15 protein-coding genes and 1 pseudogene are annotated in these 16,172 nt (G+C 42.1%); 14 read left to right on the top strand and 2 right to left on the bottom strand.

Annotation, left to right across the window (positions count from 1 at the left end; genetic code table 11):
* The 14 genes and pseudogenes from K6C05_RS02670 to K6C05_RS02735 form a co-directional block, all read left to right on the top strand.
* Window positions 1–417, top strand: a 417-nt coding sequence (locus K6C05_RS02670) for a hypothetical protein (RefSeq protein WP_296730914.1), incomplete at its 5' end; no start/stop codon positions are given.
* A gap of 138 nt (window positions 418–555) precedes the next feature.
* The gene (locus K6C05_RS02675) at window positions 556–3,525 is read left to right on the top strand and encodes a flagellin (RefSeq protein WP_296730915.1); all 2,970 of its coding nucleotides are present in this window, start codon (window positions 556–558) and stop codon (window positions 3,523–3,525) included.
* A gap of 367 nt (window positions 3,526–3,892) precedes the next feature.
* The gene (locus K6C05_RS02680) at window positions 3,893–5,635 is read left to right on the top strand and encodes a PBP1A family penicillin-binding protein (RefSeq protein ID WP_296730941.1); all 1,743 of its coding nucleotides are present in this window, start codon (window positions 3,893–3,895) and stop codon (window positions 5,633–5,635) included.
* A gap of 479 nt (window positions 5,636–6,114) precedes the next feature.
* The gene (locus K6C05_RS02685) at window positions 6,115–7,152 is read left to right on the top strand and encodes a PAS domain-containing protein (protein ID WP_296730917.1); all 1,038 of its coding nucleotides are present in this window, start codon (window positions 6,115–6,117) and stop codon (window positions 7,150–7,152) included.
* A gap of 103 nt (window positions 7,153–7,255) precedes the next feature.
* Window positions 7,256–7,471, top strand: a complete 216-nt coding sequence (locus K6C05_RS02690) for a DUF1858 domain-containing protein (protein WP_296730919.1) — start codon at window positions 7,256–7,258, stop codon at window positions 7,469–7,471.
* 4 nt (window positions 7,472–7,475) lie between these two features.
* On the top strand, window positions 7,476–8,060 hold the full coding sequence (locus tag K6C05_RS02695) for a hypothetical protein (RefSeq protein WP_296730921.1): 585 nt from the start codon (window positions 7,476–7,478) through the stop codon (window positions 8,058–8,060).
* A 554-nt stretch (window positions 8,061–8,614) separates the two neighbouring features.
* Window positions 8,615–10,375, top strand: coding sequence for a flagellinolysin (locus K6C05_RS02700; RefSeq protein ID WP_296730925.1), 1,761 nt, complete (start codon window positions 8,615–8,617; stop codon window positions 10,373–10,375).
* Window positions 10,376–10,534: 159 nt separating this feature from the next.
* Window positions 10,535–10,792, top strand: a complete 258-nt coding sequence (locus tag K6C05_RS02705) for a hypothetical protein (protein WP_296730927.1) — start codon at window positions 10,535–10,537, stop codon at window positions 10,790–10,792.
* Entirely contained in the window at window positions 10,789–11,064 is a 276-nt protein-coding gene (locus K6C05_RS02710; RefSeq protein ID WP_296730930.1) for a type II toxin-antitoxin system YafQ family toxin, read from the top strand. The genes K6C05_RS02705 and K6C05_RS02710 overlap by 4 nt, the downstream gene beginning before the upstream one ends.
* Window positions 11,065–11,201: 137 nt before the next feature.
* Complete coding sequence (locus tag K6C05_RS02715; protein WP_296730942.1) at window positions 11,202–12,125, top strand: PhoH family protein; 924 nt, start codon at window positions 11,202–11,204, stop codon at window positions 12,123–12,125.
* Between the two features lie 13 nt (window positions 12,126–12,138).
* A pseudogene (gene ybeY, locus K6C05_RS02720) lies at window positions 12,139–12,603 on the top strand (rRNA maturation RNase YbeY); the annotation flags it as partial.
* Between the two features lie 114 nt (window positions 12,604–12,717).
* On the top strand, window positions 12,718–13,611 hold the full coding sequence (gene era, locus K6C05_RS02725; protein WP_296730943.1) for a GTPase Era: 894 nt from the start codon (window positions 12,718–12,720) through the stop codon (window positions 13,609–13,611).
* Complete coding sequence (recO, locus tag K6C05_RS02730; protein WP_296730933.1) at window positions 13,611–14,348, top strand: DNA repair protein RecO; 738 nt, start codon at window positions 13,611–13,613, stop codon at window positions 14,346–14,348. Before era ends, recO begins: the two co-directional genes overlap by 1 nt.
* 33 nt (window positions 14,349–14,381) lie before the next feature.
* The gene (locus K6C05_RS02735; RefSeq protein ID WP_296730935.1) at window positions 14,382–14,972 is read left to right on the top strand and encodes an SH3 domain-containing protein; all 591 of its coding nucleotides are present in this window, start codon (window positions 14,382–14,384) and stop codon (window positions 14,970–14,972) included.
* Between the two features lie 101 nt (window positions 14,973–15,073).
* On the opposite strand, the gene K6C05_RS02740 is transcribed toward K6C05_RS02735, so the two are convergent.
* Together K6C05_RS02740 and K6C05_RS02745 are read right to left on the bottom strand one after the other, a co-directional pair.
* Window positions 15,074–15,622: an NADH peroxidase gene (locus K6C05_RS02740; protein ID WP_296730938.1), complete on the bottom strand. Its 549-nt coding sequence runs from the start codon at window positions 15,620–15,622 to the stop codon at window positions 15,074–15,076.
* Between the two features lie 301 nt (window positions 15,623–15,923).
* Complete coding sequence (locus tag K6C05_RS02745; protein ID WP_296730939.1) at window positions 15,924–16,055, bottom strand: hypothetical protein; 132 nt, start codon at window positions 16,053–16,055, stop codon at window positions 15,924–15,926.
* Window positions 16,056–16,172: the final 117 nt, after the last annotated feature.

The following is a 16,172-nucleotide window of genomic DNA, read 5'->3' on the forward strand; positions in this document are numbered from 1 at the left end:
AACATTAATGATGCCAATGTAACCGTTATTGCCACCAATACCGGCAATCAATTCAATGTGCAACTGTCAGATAACAAGGGGCACGCATCGACCTATTCCTTTTCCTATCAGCCACCGGCTATTCATAACTATGATAATCCCAATTGTATGGATGGAGATATTATATTTATGGATATTAACGGGGATGGGATTTTGGATATCATCCCTATTATGACCAGTGCCTTGGATACAGGCGCCAATGATTTGGTGGATAACACCAATGCCTGGGCGATCACCTATAATCCCTCCGGTGGTTTTACCCGATGTAACGGTATGGCTGTATCCCAGTATTTGAAGGTTGAGGATGGTTTCTTACTGGGTGAAGACATGATGGTATATGCAGTGAGAAATAATGTAATAACTTCCAGCCCTTTCTGAGGAAAGGGCTTTTTGCTTGTCAAAAAAAATACCCTATAGCGTTATTGGACTTAGAGTACAACAATTGTAAAGGTTAATTTGGTAAAGTGGTATTTGTAAAGTAGACATTTGTTTTGTGTTTTAGTTTTGGAGGAGCAAATGGTAATTGCAAATAGCATTTCTTCAAATATGATTTTAGGGGAATTACATAAAAATACAAAGAAAAAGTCAAAATCTGCCAGTGAACTGGCGTTGGGTGAAAAGATACGCAATGCAGGAGATGATGCTTCCGGATATGCCATTTCTGAAAAAATGCGGGTGCGTATAAGGGCACTGGATCAAGATGACCAAAATGTTCAGAAGGGCTCTTCGATGCTAAGAATCGCCGAGGGGGCTATTCAGCGGCAGCTCGATATTATGAAGCAGATTAAGGCAAAGGTGATTGATGCGCATAATGATACCAACAGTGAAATAGACAGGGCTACCATACAGAAGGAGCTGGACCAGAGCTATGATGAGATCCAGCAAATAGCTTGGGAGACAACATTTAACGGTAAACTTCTTTTGGTAGGCAACACCACATCAGAGAAAGTATCATCCTGGAAGGTGCTGGATAAGCCAATAAGGATTCCGGAGTCAGAGTATGATTTCATAGATGATAAATATGATACTTTGGATGGTATTTTTGGTCCTTTTGATGTTTTTTCACGGTGGGGGACTCATGAGTCGACCATTACTCCCCTGCTTGGGGATGAATCCAGCGTAAATCTTGCCGGGGGTGTGGATAATGAGTATATTCAGCATGATCCACAGGAGATTACACCAGCTACTTTTACATGGGATTTGAGCAGTTATTTGGTGGGTGACTTAAATGGTAAAGGCTTTAATTGTGGTGCCACCAGCTATGTGCTTACGACGGATACCAGCAAGAATTATCGTAATGCGTCAATGATTGATATTAGTGGGCTAAGTACAACAGAAGAGATTGCAGCAAAGGTTGCCGGTATACTTTCAGGAAAAACGCCAATAACCAGTACCTCACAGGAAAATTCCACAATAACATTTACCACCAACAATGCCGCAAATGACAGGAAAATTATTGCAGGCTACAGTGAAGAGGCCAGTTCGGTTACCGTTGGCGGAGAGCCTGCGCATAACGGGCGTACTGCAGCCGGAGAAACCAATGTTTTTTCTGATGAAACTGTTCATGGGACTAATGAAGAGGGGATAAATCATCCGGCAGTAACACATACGGAACGCGATCCAGATACTGATTTGGAAAAAACTGTTATTGATAAGCCCGCCTGGTATGAGAAAACCAAGGATGCTACGGTTGCGGTTCTTACTAAAAATATTTCCAGTATTGTGGCGGGTACAGGTATCACCATCAATGATGCTGCGTATCTTAAATTTGTGGAGGGAAGTGCCGCTCCGCATCAGGATAGTGAAGGCGTTTGGGTAGTAGGTAAGGATGCTAACTGCTCCAATGTCAGATTAACTGCCTGGAATGAGATTGGCGAACCGCAAGGAGGAGCGTCTATTGGGGTAACATTATCTTTGTCCAGAGGAGTTTTGACACTTACAACTACCAGTGCAGGTCGTGGAGCATATATTAAAGTGAAAAATGGTATTACGGGAAAAGAGGCAATTCCGGAGATACCAGGAACAAAGATAAATTATGAGGCGGTTAATGCCTTGGATACAAGTTCGGTATCCCTTACCTCAGGTGGTATTCCGAAAGGAGAAGTGGAGACTTTACCAGGTAAGGAAGCAACCTATACGATGGATTTAACTGCCTATGATACTACTGAACAGGATAAGCTAACTGAATTTGTTGATGCTTTGGTAGGAAAAGCTTTAAAAGCTCCTGGGGGCAAGTATTACGGTTTCATTGACACAACTGACCCGCATTCCATGGAAGCGGTTCAGCAAAATAAACCAGGGCAATATGGCACAGTGTGTGATGTTGATTTGAAAGTCCTGCGGCAAAGTGTAGAAAGTGGAACTACCATAGCGGATGCCTTTATAGATTTGATGACATCGATGGATAAAAGGCATTTCACTGATGGAAGCAGTACGACCTCAGGAACAAAGGCGTTGATTGCCAAGGCTGGTTATGTAGGTGAAAATGGGAATGATGAACAATTGGAAGTCATTGAAAATAAGCTGGCTCAATACACCATAGATTTTAAAAAGGTATTTGATGAAAAAAATCCAAAACTTCCAGATGATTTGGTAGGTAAGGGGTTTCGGGTTTATTGTTCCACATGTCCGGAGCAATGGGTAAATTTTTATTTTTATGATGGCAGTGATGAGTCGGAAGAATTTCGCCCTGCAAGTGGATCATCAGGTGCAGATATCATGACTGTAAGAGTGGATGTTATAAATCTTGCACAGGTAAATGATGTGAAATCTTTTGTGGAAGCTGTCCGAACTCAGGCAGGAGAAGCTATTCGTACCATACGAAATGGGCATTCCCATATGTTGGCTGTGGCTGGCAATGTGGACAAGGGGACTGTAACTATTTATGATACAAGACCGTTTGATGTTCTGTCATATCCGTATAATACGATGTATCCGGATTTGCGGGAACAGGGAGCCAAGCTGGCTGATCAAACGATGGATGATGTTATAAAAATCGATAAGGATATTTATGTAAATGACCTTGTGATTCACCATACTGACCGTTCCAGTCAAAATATCCATATCAAAATTCCCCAGACATCCCTGGATCATCTCTTTAATTATGTGGAGGAATATGGTGGTATAGAGGATTATAATGTCATGACAAAAGAGAGCCGGGAGCTTCTTTTGGGAAATATTACCACTAAAACGGAAAATGGTACGACTGTAACTAAAGCCACAAAAGGCTATTTGGATAGGGCTATTGATTATCTGACGGGGGCAAATACTTTGGTAGGGGCACAGATTATGCGACTGGAAATGACTGAGGAAAATATTGTCACTCAAGAGGAAAATACCCAGGCCAGTGAAAGTACAATTCGTGACTCTGATATGGCCAAGAGCGCAATGAGTTATGCAACAGCACAGATATTGGCACAAGCCGGCGAGGCAATGCTTAGCCAGTCCAATAAGAACAGCTCGATGGTGTTAAGTTTATTGCAATAAAACTATTATTTAAAACTGCCGAGGTAAGGAAATCCCTGTAAATAAATCTTTATCCAGAATAAAAAATTATGTGAGAGCTGGTGGCATAAAAACTGTTGCCAGTTATTTCGTCACATCAAGTACAGCGTAATGACAGTAGGATGGTACTGGAAAGCAGAAGCTGGTACTTTGGGGGCAGGGGTGATAAAATCTATTATGAGGGGTATTCGGAGAATATTAACAGTGAATTTTCAAGATATAGGACCTATGGTGCAACAAATAGGTGCATTTATGTGTTAAAATTAAATAATATTGTCCGAATATTTAACAAGACTGAATTGGATGGTCAGAATTGAGAGTATTTACAGTTTTTATAATAGTTTTTACAATGGTAGCCTTTGGCAGCTGTTGTGGATTTTTGCTTGCTTCAGCCAATATCCCTGATGATTTGCCGGATATTCAGCCTGCCTTTACCTCCCATATTTATGATATAAAAGGTAATGAAATAGCAGTTGTACATGCTGAAGAAGACAGAGAACCAGTCACAGACGATAAAATCCCTGCAAATTTAAAAAAAGCATTTTTGGCAACGGAAGATGTGCGTTTTTATGAGCATATTGGCATCGATTATCGTGGCGTTATGCGGGCCATATGGGAAAATATTACCCATCATACAGTCGCTGAAGGTGGATCAACTATTACCCAGCAATTGGCCAGGAATGCATATTTAACCCAGGACCGTACATTTAAACGAAAAATTCAGGAAATGTTTTTGGCCCTGAAAATTGAACATCGGCATACAAAGGATGAAATTCTGGTGATGTATCTCAACCAGATTTATTTTGGGCGCGGTGTTTATGGAGTTCAGGCAGCAGCAAAATACTATTTCAATAAAAATGTTGAAGACCTGAATTTAAATGAATGTGCCATGTTGGCAGGGATTCCAAAGAGTCCCAATGAATATTCTCCACTCAATAACCTGGAAGAGTCACAGAAAAGGAAAGGCGTAGTTTTACATCAGATGGCAAAATATGGGTATATCACCTTATCTACTGCCCAAAAGACAGCGAATGAGGAAATTCATCTGGTACAACCGGTGGCAAAAAAAGTTGGTGGAGAACATTATTTTATAGATTATGTAAAGCAGATAATCATAGAGAAATATGGAGATGAAGGCTTGTATAAGGGCGGGCTGAAAATCTATACCACCATTGATATGGATATGCAGCAGGCTGCCGAAAGGGCTATGCAGGAGCTTCCGGAAATGAACGAAGTAAATGGGGTGAAACAGCCTCAGGGAGCATTGGTAGCCATTGATCCACAGACCGGGTATATAAAGGCCATGGTAGGTGGCAGGGGCACTGATATGTTTAATCGTGCTGCATTGGCAGAGAGACAACCTGGTTCTGCCTTTAAACCCTTTGTTTTCGCGGCGGCCCTTGAGTCCGGGTATACACCGGATACCACAGTTGCCGATACTCCCTTGAAGGGCTATGCCTGGTCCCCACAAAATTATGACCGTAGTTATAATGGCAATGTCCCTCTGCGCTATGTATGTGAGCAGTCCCTAAATGTAGCAACTGTCAAGGTAGCAGAGGATGTAGGGATGGATAAGGTGCTGAAATATGCCAGGGATATGGGGATATCAACCTTAGTCATGGAAGGTGATAAAAATGATAATAACCTTGCAGCTGCCCTGGGGGGCATAACCCGGGGAGTTACACCTTTGGAGCTTACAGGTGCATATTGTACTTTTGCCAATAAGGGGCTTTATGTGAAGCAGACTCCGGTGGTAAAAGTGATGGATCGTGATGGGAATGTTTTGGAGGAGTACCCAAATCCAAATGCCTCGAAAAGGTTGTTAAAGGAGGAAACTGCATCCCAGCTGGATAGTATGCTGCAGGGGGTAGTCAGCCGTGGTACTGGTACCAGGGCAAATATTGGCGGTCATGTGGCCGGTAAAACCGGTACTACCAGTGATTACCATGATGCCTGGTTTGTGGGATATGTACCTGACCTGGTTGTGGGAGTATGGGTAGGATGTGATAATAATCAGACTATGGGGACTATGACCGGTGGTACATTACCCGCTGATATATGGCGAATTTTTATGAAGGGTACAGGACATTGATGTGCTGAGTTGAACATGTAATTTGTAGAAACGGGTTAATTATGAGGCGTATATTCAAAATGATGTCAGCTGTTTTGAGTATTGTCTTCATTTGTACTATTTTTTTTGGGGACATCTTAAGCTCGTTATACTGGGGAATAAAATATCCTCTTCCACAGCAGGAAGGGGATATTTTGCGTTCAGGGATATCCAGTCTGTGAATTGCGCTGTATCTGGTGATCAGTAAAATTTTGATGAAGATGAAAACCAATAATAGAAAATTTTGTTGTAAAAATAACATACATGATAAGGAAAATCAATATAACTCGGTGTAAGATGTCCCCTTCCTCAATAGGTGGGGGGACAATCTTTAACAGGTGGTGAGCATATCTACCACCTCGTTGAAACGCTAATTGGAGGATTTTTCTTTTTTAAAAGAAAAATTTGAACGATGGCGTTATAATATTACTATGCGATAATTGTAGAGGAGGCGTTTTTTTTTGACAGATAAAACATACACTGGAAAAGCTGGTTATAAACAAAGGGATGACAACAGACAAAGGGTTCAGGAGGCATTACAAAAACAGGAGCAGTATCCGAAGCGTGATTATAGCAATAAACTGGAAAAGGCACAGGCACTTGAAGCAGTTTTGGGGCATCCGCTACACACTTTTTCCCAGGAAAATGCAGAGTTGAATACCATTCTTGCCAGGGCAAAATCCTGTAATAGGGATCAGGGTTCCTTGAAGGGCAGCATATCAGAATTGCGCCAGGTAGCTGTCCATTATGCAAAAAAAGGTGACCTGCTATATCCATTGCTTAAAGTAAAATACGGTGTAACGGGGCCATCGGATGTTATGTGGACCCATGATGATGAAATCCGCGATGAACTTGCTTTTTTGGAGAGAGCGCAACAAATAGACAATGACTGGACTGACAGATTTGAAAATGTGTTAAAGCGTATTGGGGATATGAAATATAAGGAACAGAATATTCTGTTCCCAATTTGTGCGGTGAATTTTACAAAAGAAGAGTGGTATGGTATTTATCATGACTCCAAGGATTATCAGGAGTGCTTTGGAGTGGAAAATTTATTTTGGCAGGAAGCTGTGGAACGAGGAGCTGATGTTCCGGAAACGAAGGATAATGAGGTGGTTATGCCGGGAGGGCATATGACCGTGGACCAAATAACGGCACTTTTGAATACTGTCCCTATGGAAATCAGCTTTGTGGATGCTGACAATATAAACAGATTTTTTAATGAAGGGCCCAAGGTGTTTAAACGGCCTTCCATGGCTATAGACCGCGATGTATTTTCCTGTCATCCTCCCAAGATTGAGCCTATGGTCCGGAAGATTATAGAGGATTTTCGTGAAGGCCGACGGGACAGTGTACCAGTATGGATGGAAAAAAACGGCAAAACAATGTTGGTGACATATATGGCTGTACGGAACAATGATGGTCAATACATTGGAACGGCTGAATTTGTTCAGGATATGGAATTTGCCAAAGCACATTTTGCGGGGAAGCGCCGTTAGGATAAATTATTTGAAATGTTGTTTTTCAAACATACTTGTTATGAAACATGATGTATATTAAAGCTGTAATATATGAATTATTTATAGCAGGAGGTAATTAAAAATGGAAAACACATATGTCAATGAATCCACCCTGATTGGTGAAATTGTGAACAATTATCCGGATGCTGCAGAGCTCCTTATGGAGATGGGGATGCACTGTCTTGGCTGCCCGGCGTCCCAGGCCGAATCCCTGGCAGATGCTTGTGCGGTTCACGGTATGGATGCACAGCCGGTTATTGACAGACTCAATCACAAAATCGCTGCAATGGAGGCATAAATACATGAGTATGTTTTTGGGACCTATTCATTTTTGGTTATATAATAAGATTGACAACCAGGAAAAACTTACTAAACGGGTTGCCGATCTTGCAGTAAACAATGGTTGGCTTAGCGATGGGGATAAGTATACCTATGATTTGCCGGAGCTGGCTGATGCTATTGACGCCAGTAATATTCATGGCTGGCTGCAGGCTAAAATCGTTGATGCTGAATCAAGGTTTGCGCAAATGATTACAGATATTTTATCTGCCGATGGTACCCGTATCGATTCAATATGTGCTGCAGCTGTTGATTTTGGTAAAGGTGCAGCTATAGTGATGGAAAGTTCAGCTATGGAAGCATATAAAGCCTTTGAGGATTTCTTTTTAAATGGTATGCCCTGTGACAGGGTCAATGTCTTGACTGACCAGACTGAATCCTCGGTTTCCTGGGAAATGGCCGAGGATATTCATGCTGCTTCCTGGCCAAAGGGCGATACCTCAGTGTATTACCATCTCAAGAAGGCTGTCATGGATGGAATGCTTTCGGATACGGGGCTGAAAATCACAATGAAGGATATATTTCATTACGAAATAAGCAAACGCTGACAAACAAATTGAATAATGGCGATTTATTTTTAGGTGCAACTACACTCAAATAACTCGGTGTAAGACGGCCCCTTCCTCTACAGGTGGGGGAAACATACTTTTATAGGTGATGAGCATATCTCCCGGCTCGTGCGATGCAAAGCTAGTGGCCTTGGGTAAAACGCTAATAGGAAGATTTTTCTTCTGGGGAAGAAAAATTTGAACAATGGCGTTATAATTGTCAGGAGCTGCCGCATTATTGTGGCAGTTCTTTTGTATTTCATTCGTTTGCCACTTAAAATACCATTGTTTTAGATTACCAGTTGCGGTAAAATAAAACGGAATATCGGATATGCACTGTATGAGTGATGATCTCGTGCAGGAACTAATGATGGAATAAATCATAATTGTCAAATTTGCAGTGAACTATAAAATTGCCAGATAATAGAAGAGTCGTTGCATTGTAGCGACTCCTTTTTTATTGGGAAATTGGACTCAGAGTACAACATTTTTAAATGTATATTTGCTAAAGTAGTTTTAAGATAATCGGAGCATTGCGCGTAGGGGGAGTAGTTATGGCTCTTGTAGTTGCCTCGAATATGGCTGCTTTAAACACATATAATACATTGAAGAAAAATGACAAAAAGATGGCTAATAATCTGGAAAAAGTGGCTTCTGGCATGAAAATCAATAGTGCAAAGGATGACGCTTCCGGGTATGCTATTTCTGAGAAAATGCGGGTGCAAATTCGCTCATTAGAGCAGGATATTACCAATTCACAGAACGGTATTAGTTTAATGAAAGTAGCCGAGGGGGCAGTATCCTCCACTGTAGATATTTTGCGAACTTTCAAAGAAAAAGCCTTGGATGCAGCCAATGATACTAATACAGATATTGATAGGGCCACTATACAGAAAGAATTGGACGAACTCATTGACCAAGTGGATGATAATGCCAATGTTACATATAACGGTAAATATTTGATTAACGGCAGCATGGAGGTAAAAATTGAGACTGATAGAGAGCAGATAATTGCAGCTCTAAACACGGAGTGGATTGAAAATAGCTTAGATCGCATTGAAGAAGCCTATGGGTTAACATTTCGTGGATCTGATGCGTCGGTTAGGGAAATGAACATCGAATTTGAAGATAAGCCTGGGGCTTTTGAGGCCGCATTATGTTCGTGGACTGTAAATAGTAATGGTAAGGCTGATAGTTTGAAAATGGTAATAAATATGGCCAATGTCAACTGGTATGATAAAACAGACCCGTCCGGAGCTTGGGTCGATCGGCTTGTTCTTCATGAGCTGACCCATGGGATTATGGCATCTAATATTACAAATATGCATACTCTTCCTACATTTATAACAGAGGGTACAGCCTCATATATTCAAGGAAGAGATGATTGGACTACCACACTTGCTAGCCATGACAAGGCATGGTTACAAAATCAGTTATTGGATGATAGTCATTATACGGCCAGTTCCAATGATCCTTATGATGCAGGTTATATATTTTTGCGGTATTTAACAGCACAAAATGCAGGTGATGGTACAGAAATAATGCAACGTTTTATGAATTCGTTAAGTCATTCATCAAAGCGCGGAGTAGAAATGTTGGACGAGGCTATACAGTTTGCTTCTAAAGGTAAGTTTTCCTCTCGTGATGATATGTTGGCTCAAATGCTTGATGATTACGATGTTGTCGGAAATATGATGGCATTTTTAAAGAATTATTGTGATATAGATTTGACAAATGAGGATGTTGGTTCCACATTGGGAAGTGATGCAGGTGGTCCGAAGTCGTTATCAGGGGCAGATGTGGTGCCAGAGGCAGGTTCAACAGAGTTTTGGTACTTGCCAGGTGGTAAATATTCTTCACTAGGAGACCTTTTGGTAGAATGGCCAGACGGTTATCAGGAAAGAATGGGGAAGTTGACTCTGCAGACAGGAACTAAGGCAGGGCAATCTATGAAAGTTAGTTTCAATGATATGCGTGCAGAAGCTATGGGCCTTAAAGATAAGTTTGGTAAAAAAATTAGCGTGAACACTAGGGAAGATGCCAATAATACTATCCGTGTAGTTGATCAAGCACTTCGTAAAGCGTTGGAACAGCAGACCACTATCGGCTCCATGCAAAGTCGCTTGGAATTTACTATTGAAAACCTTATAACGGCTGACGAAAATGTACAAAATGCTGAATCCGCGATACGGGATGCAGATATGGCCAAGGAAATGACGGATTACTCAAAGCACAATGTTTTGCTGCAAGCCGCGCAGTCTATGTTAGCTCAGGCTAATCAAAACAGCAGCAATGTGCTGAATTTACTACAATAATAATTCGGAGCTGTCGTAGATCTTGCGGTAGTTCTTTTATAAATTTGCCATAGAATAGAAGAGTCGTTGCATTGCAACGGCTTTTTTATTGACACTATGGAGACTTACTTAGTATACTTAGTAAAAGACAAATTAGAAAGCTTGGAAAGGAGAATGGATATGGCAGTTTCTAAAACCGTTACCTGTTCTTTTACGTTAGATAGAGAGACTTATGATGCCTTTAAAAGTATTGTTGTTAAAAACCATGAAAACGTTAAGGGTAATTTAATAAGGTATATGAAGGATGTTATCCAGTTCGAAACCTCCAATGCGGCAACTTTGGCAGCAATAAAGGAAGTCGAGGAAATGAAAAAGAACCCGTCTGTTGGCAAATCCTATTCGGATGTTGATAGGATGATGGAGGATTTGTTGGCGTGAAGTATGTAGTAAAGCCTACTAGCCAGTTTAAAAGAGATTTGAAGCGTGCAAAAAAGCGTGGATACAATATTGACCTTATTACGGATGTTATCAAAAAGCTGGCTCAGGGAGAGGAGCTTCCGCCAGAAAATAAGAATCATCAAATAAGTGGTAAGCTGGCAAAGTACCGGGAGTGTCATATTACACCGGATTGGTTATTGATGTATGAGATAGATGATATATATTTATATCTGTATCTGGCAAGAACTGGAACCCATAGTGATTTGTTCTGATGGACAAAGCAATTAAATTTATTACTTTATCATTTTATAAGCGAGGTGAAGACACCGTAGTTGGCAGATTAGACTACGGTGAATAGTTGCAGAATATAGCAGAAGAAATTATTGAATTTGCCGATAGAAGCGAAGCCATGGCTTTGCTGGGAGAAAGAGATGAATATATCCGTGTATTAATGGACAACTTTGAGGCCAGATTTATCAGTCGTGGTGAATCCCTGGAGATTGCAGGGGAGGCTTCGGCAGTTGAGCCTGCTGCCAAGATTATGCGGGAATTGCAGTATTTGTACCGTCAGGGTAATGCCATCACTATGCATGAAGTAAGGTACAGTATAGGACTGGTCAAGGGTGGTAAGGGTGAAGCCCTGCACAGCTTGTTTGGTGACACTATATTGGTTACCTCCAGAGGACGCCATGTTCGTCCTAAAACCCTGGGGCAACGGGTGTATGTGGATGCCATCAAGAAAAATTCCATCACCTTTGGCATGGGGCCGGCGGGAACTGGCAAGACTTATTTGGCTGTAGTGCTGGCCTGTGCTGCGCTGCGTAACCGGGAAGTTGAGAGGATTATTCTTACCCGGCCGGCGGTTGAGGCCGGTGAAAAGCTGGGCTTTTTGCCTGGTGATTTGCAGGAAAAGGTGGATCCCTATCTTCGTCCACTATATGATGCCCTGCAGGATATAATGGGGCAGGATATGTACCAAAAGCTCATGGCTAAGGGCGTTATCGAAATTGCCCCTTTGGCGTATATGCGCGGGCGTACATTGGAAAATGCCTATGTTATCCTGGATGAAGCCCAGAATACTACTTCAAAACAGATGAAGATGTTTTTGACCAGATTGGGGTTTGGCTCCAGAATGGTAGTTACCGGTGATCCGGGGCAGATTGACCTGCCTCGGGGAATAACCTCCGGTTTGTTGGAGGCCGCGGAAGTTCTGAAAAATGTAAGAGGAATAGAAATAGTAAAAATGGAAGCCATGGATGTTATAAGGCATGATGTGGTGGCCAGAATTGTCGAAGCATACGACAGCTATGAACAAAAAATGAGGAAAGAATAAGGAGAAAAGATGAATGGATGTTATTATCAGCTGTGAACCGGAAAATTTGAAAATTGACGATCCTATTGAAGAAATTGTGCGTCATGCTGCTGAGGTTACCGGTCCGTTGTATGGGGTGGAGAATGGTGAGGTAAGTATTACCTTGACCAATAATGAATATATCCATTTATTAAACAACAAATATCGGGGGATTGACAGACCGACGGATGTACTTTCCTTTGCTTTTGCTGATAGCTTTGATGAGGAGCCTGTTGTAGAGGGTGGTTCTGAAACAGAGATGTTGGGAGATATTATTATTTCTGTGGAAAAGGCTCAGGAGCAGGCCAAGGAATATGGACACAGCCTTAAAAGAGAGCTTTCCTTCCTTACCGTTCACGGTATGCTTCATCTTATGGGGTATGACCACATGGATGAGGAAGAGCGACTGGAAATGGAAGAAGAACAGCGTTATGTAATGGGGAAGCTGGGTATCAGTCGTGATGACGGTGATGACAAGGATATGCAGCTGCCATTGGCTCAGGCCCCTGATGTTGTAAAGGGCAAGGGTGTAGAAATTGACATTAACTCTATTCCTAAAAATGAGCCCAAGAAATTGCCAAAGGATTATAAGTCAGGATTTGTGGCAGTTATTGGCCGGCCAAATGTGGGAAAATCCACGCTTATAAACAGTCTTATCGGCCAGAAAATCGCCATTATGTCCGATAAGCCACAGACTACCCGCAACAGAATCATGTGCGTACTTACCAGGCCGGATTTCCAGATGGTATTCCTGGATACGCCTGGGATCCATAAACCGGTGGACAAGCTCGGAGAGTATATGGTAAAGGCCGCTGAGGGAACCTTGCAGGAAGTCGATGCAATTATCTTTGTTGTTGATGCCAACGAGAAATTTGGTCCCGGAGAACGCTATATTCTTGAGCGGCTGCAGGCTACAAAAAAGCCGGTTGTATTGGCCATAAACAAGGTTGATTTACTGGAGGATAAAGAAGCATTACTGCCTATTATTACCAGCTATAATGAAAGGTATGATTTTGCTGCTACGGTGCCTATTTCTGCATTGGAGGAAAACAATTTGGAGGGGCTCATCACTGAAGTGAAGTCTCATTTATCCCAGGGCCCGCAGTATTATCCGGAGGATATGGTCACAGATCAGCCGGAACGCCTGATAATTGCTGAGATGGTTCGGGAGAAAGTTTTACACCTGACTCGCGATGAAGTACCACATTCCATTGCTGTGGATGTGGATGAGATGAAACAGCGAGAGAATGGCGATAATTATGTCCGTGCTACAATTTATGTGGAAAGGGAATCTCAAAAGGGTATTATTATTGGTAAAAAGGGTGCCATGCTCAAGGAGATTGGTGGACTGGCCCGGCAGGATATACAAATGCTTCTTGGAGGCAAGGTTTTTCTGGATTTATGGGTGAAGGTCAAGAAGGACTGGCGCAATCGGGATAATATCCTCAAGGGCTTTGGGTTCGAATAATGGCACAATACCAGACTGATGCCCTTGTACTGGGAGTAAAAAATTGGGGTGAAGCCGATAAAATAGTGACGCTTCTGTCCAGGGAGCAGGGGAAAATAGTAGCAGCTGCCTTTGGCTGTCGGCGTCCTAAAAGCCCCTTGGCCGGGCCTTTGCAGATGTTTAATGAGATCAGTGTTCAGCTTTCCAAGGGAGACAAGCTTGATACAGTACGTCAGTGTTCCATAAAAAGAATCAATCGTGACATGAGCAGAGATTTTTCTGTAATGGCCTATGGTGCTTTTGTGGCTGAGCTGGCTATTAACTTATCGGTGGAGGGGTTTCCGCAGGGCGAAATGTATAACAGGCTGCTGGAAATCTTTGCTGCCTTTGGCCAGCGTAATCCAAGAGTGGCCGCTTTGGGAGCGGCTTTTCAGCTGCTGGAGTTCTCCGGGATGCAGCTGTCATATGAGCGATGTATAAGATGTAATAGGGACATAGAGGGAGACGCCTATTTTTCCATCGAAGCAGGTGGAGCAGTATCACAGGACATGGTACAGGCGGATGATCATGATATTGTGGAGTATCCCGCTGCCATGCGGACCTTTATAGGTCAACTGTTAAGGCTTAATTGGCAGGAAAAGCCGTCTTTTAAGGTGAGTGGTAAAATTATGATACAGGCAGAGGACCTGATTTTAAGATATTTGTACCATGTATTTGGAAAGCCTATGAAATCACTTCAATTTATTCGGCAGTTATGATAACATACTTTATTTGATTAGGAGAAGAGATATATGAGTAAATTTTGCAAAAACTGTGGAACACAATTAAATGATAATGTTGCTTTTTGCCCTAAATGTGGTCAGGCATGTCAACCAACTGCACCCCAGAGAAGCAGCACTATGCCACCTGATAACAAGATGAATAAGGCGGCACCATTCAAACCGCAGGGACAATATATACCAATGGGCAACAATAGTGGTCCTTCCAATTCTGTGGTATATGCTGTGATAGGGGTAGTGGCATTGCTGGCAATTGTAGTAGGGGCTTTCTTTGTTGTTTTTGACGGCGATATTAATGAGGTGAAGGAAACTTTTTCCATTGGGACTACAGAAAAAAAGCCTGCAGCTGAAGCGCCAAAACCAACCGGTAATACTACTAATGCTGCTGAGCAGCAGAAGGATACTCAAAAACCGCATAATCATGGTGTGATTACAGGTACTGAGGTGAGAATGCGTTCAGATGCCAGTACCAGTGCCAATATCCTGGGATATTTTGAAAAGGGTGAGCAGGTGGAAATATTGGATTCCAAGCCGGGCTGGGCCAAGGTTAAACGGACTAATGGTGCTATCGGTTGGGTATCAGATCAGTTCTGTAAATTTTGATTTATTGTAGGGATAAATGGTCTGCATTTATCTAAAAAAAGTCACTAAAAAAGTCTGTGAAAATGGGTTTAAGCATTTTCACAGACTTTTTTTAGCTATGTTTATTTGCCGAAATACCTCTTTAAGAGGCCTTCAAAGCCCTTGCAATGACGAGCCTCGTCCTTGCACATTTCATGTACGGTGTCATGGATGGCATCGAGATTGAGCTTTTTGGCGTGAACGGCAATTTTCTTTTTGCCTGCACAGGCACCAAACTCAGCATCTACGCGCATTTTGAGATTCTTTTCAGTGCTGTCAGTTAAAACCTCGCCCAACAATTCAGCAAATTTTGCTGCGTGCTCAGCCTCTTCAAAGGCATATCTCTTAAATGCCTCGGCAATCTCAGGATAACCCTCGCGATCTGCTACTCTGGACATTGCCAAATACATACCTACTTCGGAACATTCACCGTTAAAGTGCTCCCGGAGTCCTTCAACAATTTCAGAGTCAACGCCCTTGGCAATGCCCAGCTTATGCTCGTCTGCCAGCTGCTGCTGTCCCTCTTCCATCTTATTGAATTTCTCAGGTCCTACCTTACAAATTGGGCACTGCTCAGGTGGAGCATCCCCTTCATGTACATAACCACATACACTACACACATACTTAGCCATAGTAGCCCTCCTTTTTTTTATATATAATACACACTACAACTATAGGTATATTATATATTAAAAATCACAAAAAAAAAATACTTTATTCATGACTTAGTAAATTTTTTTTATCTTATCGGAAGTAAGTCAAAGGAGGAAGGGGAATTCCCTATATGCAGGGAGAGGGTATAGGGCAGCAGCGGGGAAAAATAATGGAAGTTTTGGTGCAGGAAAATCATTGGTATTCAGAGAAAATGTAGACGTATATAAGGCAAATAAGCCACATGAGGAAGAAAACATGACAATGCGGTGTAATCTTTTTTTATGACAGATAATGAAGGAGATGGTGGTACGGTGAACAAAAAACTATATTGGCGGCTGTTGTAGGGGTATTTATTGGTATTGCAGGAACAGTAGCTTTTTTATCTGCATTCATTATAACGCCATTGTTCAAATTTTTCTTCTTTAGAAGAAAAATCTTCCAATTAGCGTTTCAACGAGCTGGGAGATATGCTCGCCAGCTGTTGTAGTTTGTTTTCCCCCACCTAAAGAGGAAGGGGACATCTTAAAG

The organism is Anaerovibrio sp., assembly GCF_024697385.1.
Classification (GTDB): domain Bacteria; phylum Bacillota; class Negativicutes; order Selenomonadales; family Selenomonadaceae; genus Anaerovibrio.

Excerpts from the sequence above, each read along its gene's own strand:
- K6C05_RS02675 (WP_296730915.1), top strand. The coding sequence starts at position 556 with ATGGTAATTGCAAATAGCATTTCTTCAAATATGATTTTAGGGGAATTA.
- K6C05_RS02680 (WP_296730941.1), top strand. The coding sequence starts at position 3,893 with ATGGTAGCCTTTGGCAGCTGTTGTGGATTTTTGCTTGCTTCAGCCAAT.
- K6C05_RS02690 (WP_296730919.1), top strand. The coding sequence starts at position 7,256 with ATGGAAAACACATATGTCAATGAATCCACCCTGATTGGTGAAATTGTG.
- K6C05_RS02695 (WP_296730921.1), top strand. The coding sequence starts at position 7,476 with ATGAGTATGTTTTTGGGACCTATTCATTTTTGGTTATATAATAAGATT.
- K6C05_RS02700 (WP_296730925.1), top strand. The coding sequence starts at position 8,615 with ATGGCTCTTGTAGTTGCCTCGAATATGGCTGCTTTAAACACATATAAT.
- K6C05_RS02705 (WP_296730927.1), top strand. The coding sequence starts at position 10,535 with ATGGCAGTTTCTAAAACCGTTACCTGTTCTTTTACGTTAGATAGAGAG.
- K6C05_RS02715 (WP_296730942.1), top strand. The coding sequence starts at position 11,202 with ATGGCTTTGCTGGGAGAAAGAGATGAATATATCCGTGTATTAATGGAC.
- recO (WP_296730933.1), top strand. The coding sequence starts at position 13,611 with ATGGCACAATACCAGACTGATGCCCTTGTACTGGGAGTAAAAAATTGG.
- K6C05_RS02735 (WP_296730935.1), top strand. The coding sequence starts at position 14,382 with ATGAGTAAATTTTGCAAAAACTGTGGAACACAATTAAATGATAATGTT.
- K6C05_RS02740 (WP_296730938.1), bottom strand. The coding sequence starts at position 15,622 with ATGGCTAAGTATGTGTGTAGTGTATGTGGTTATGTACATGAAGGGGAT.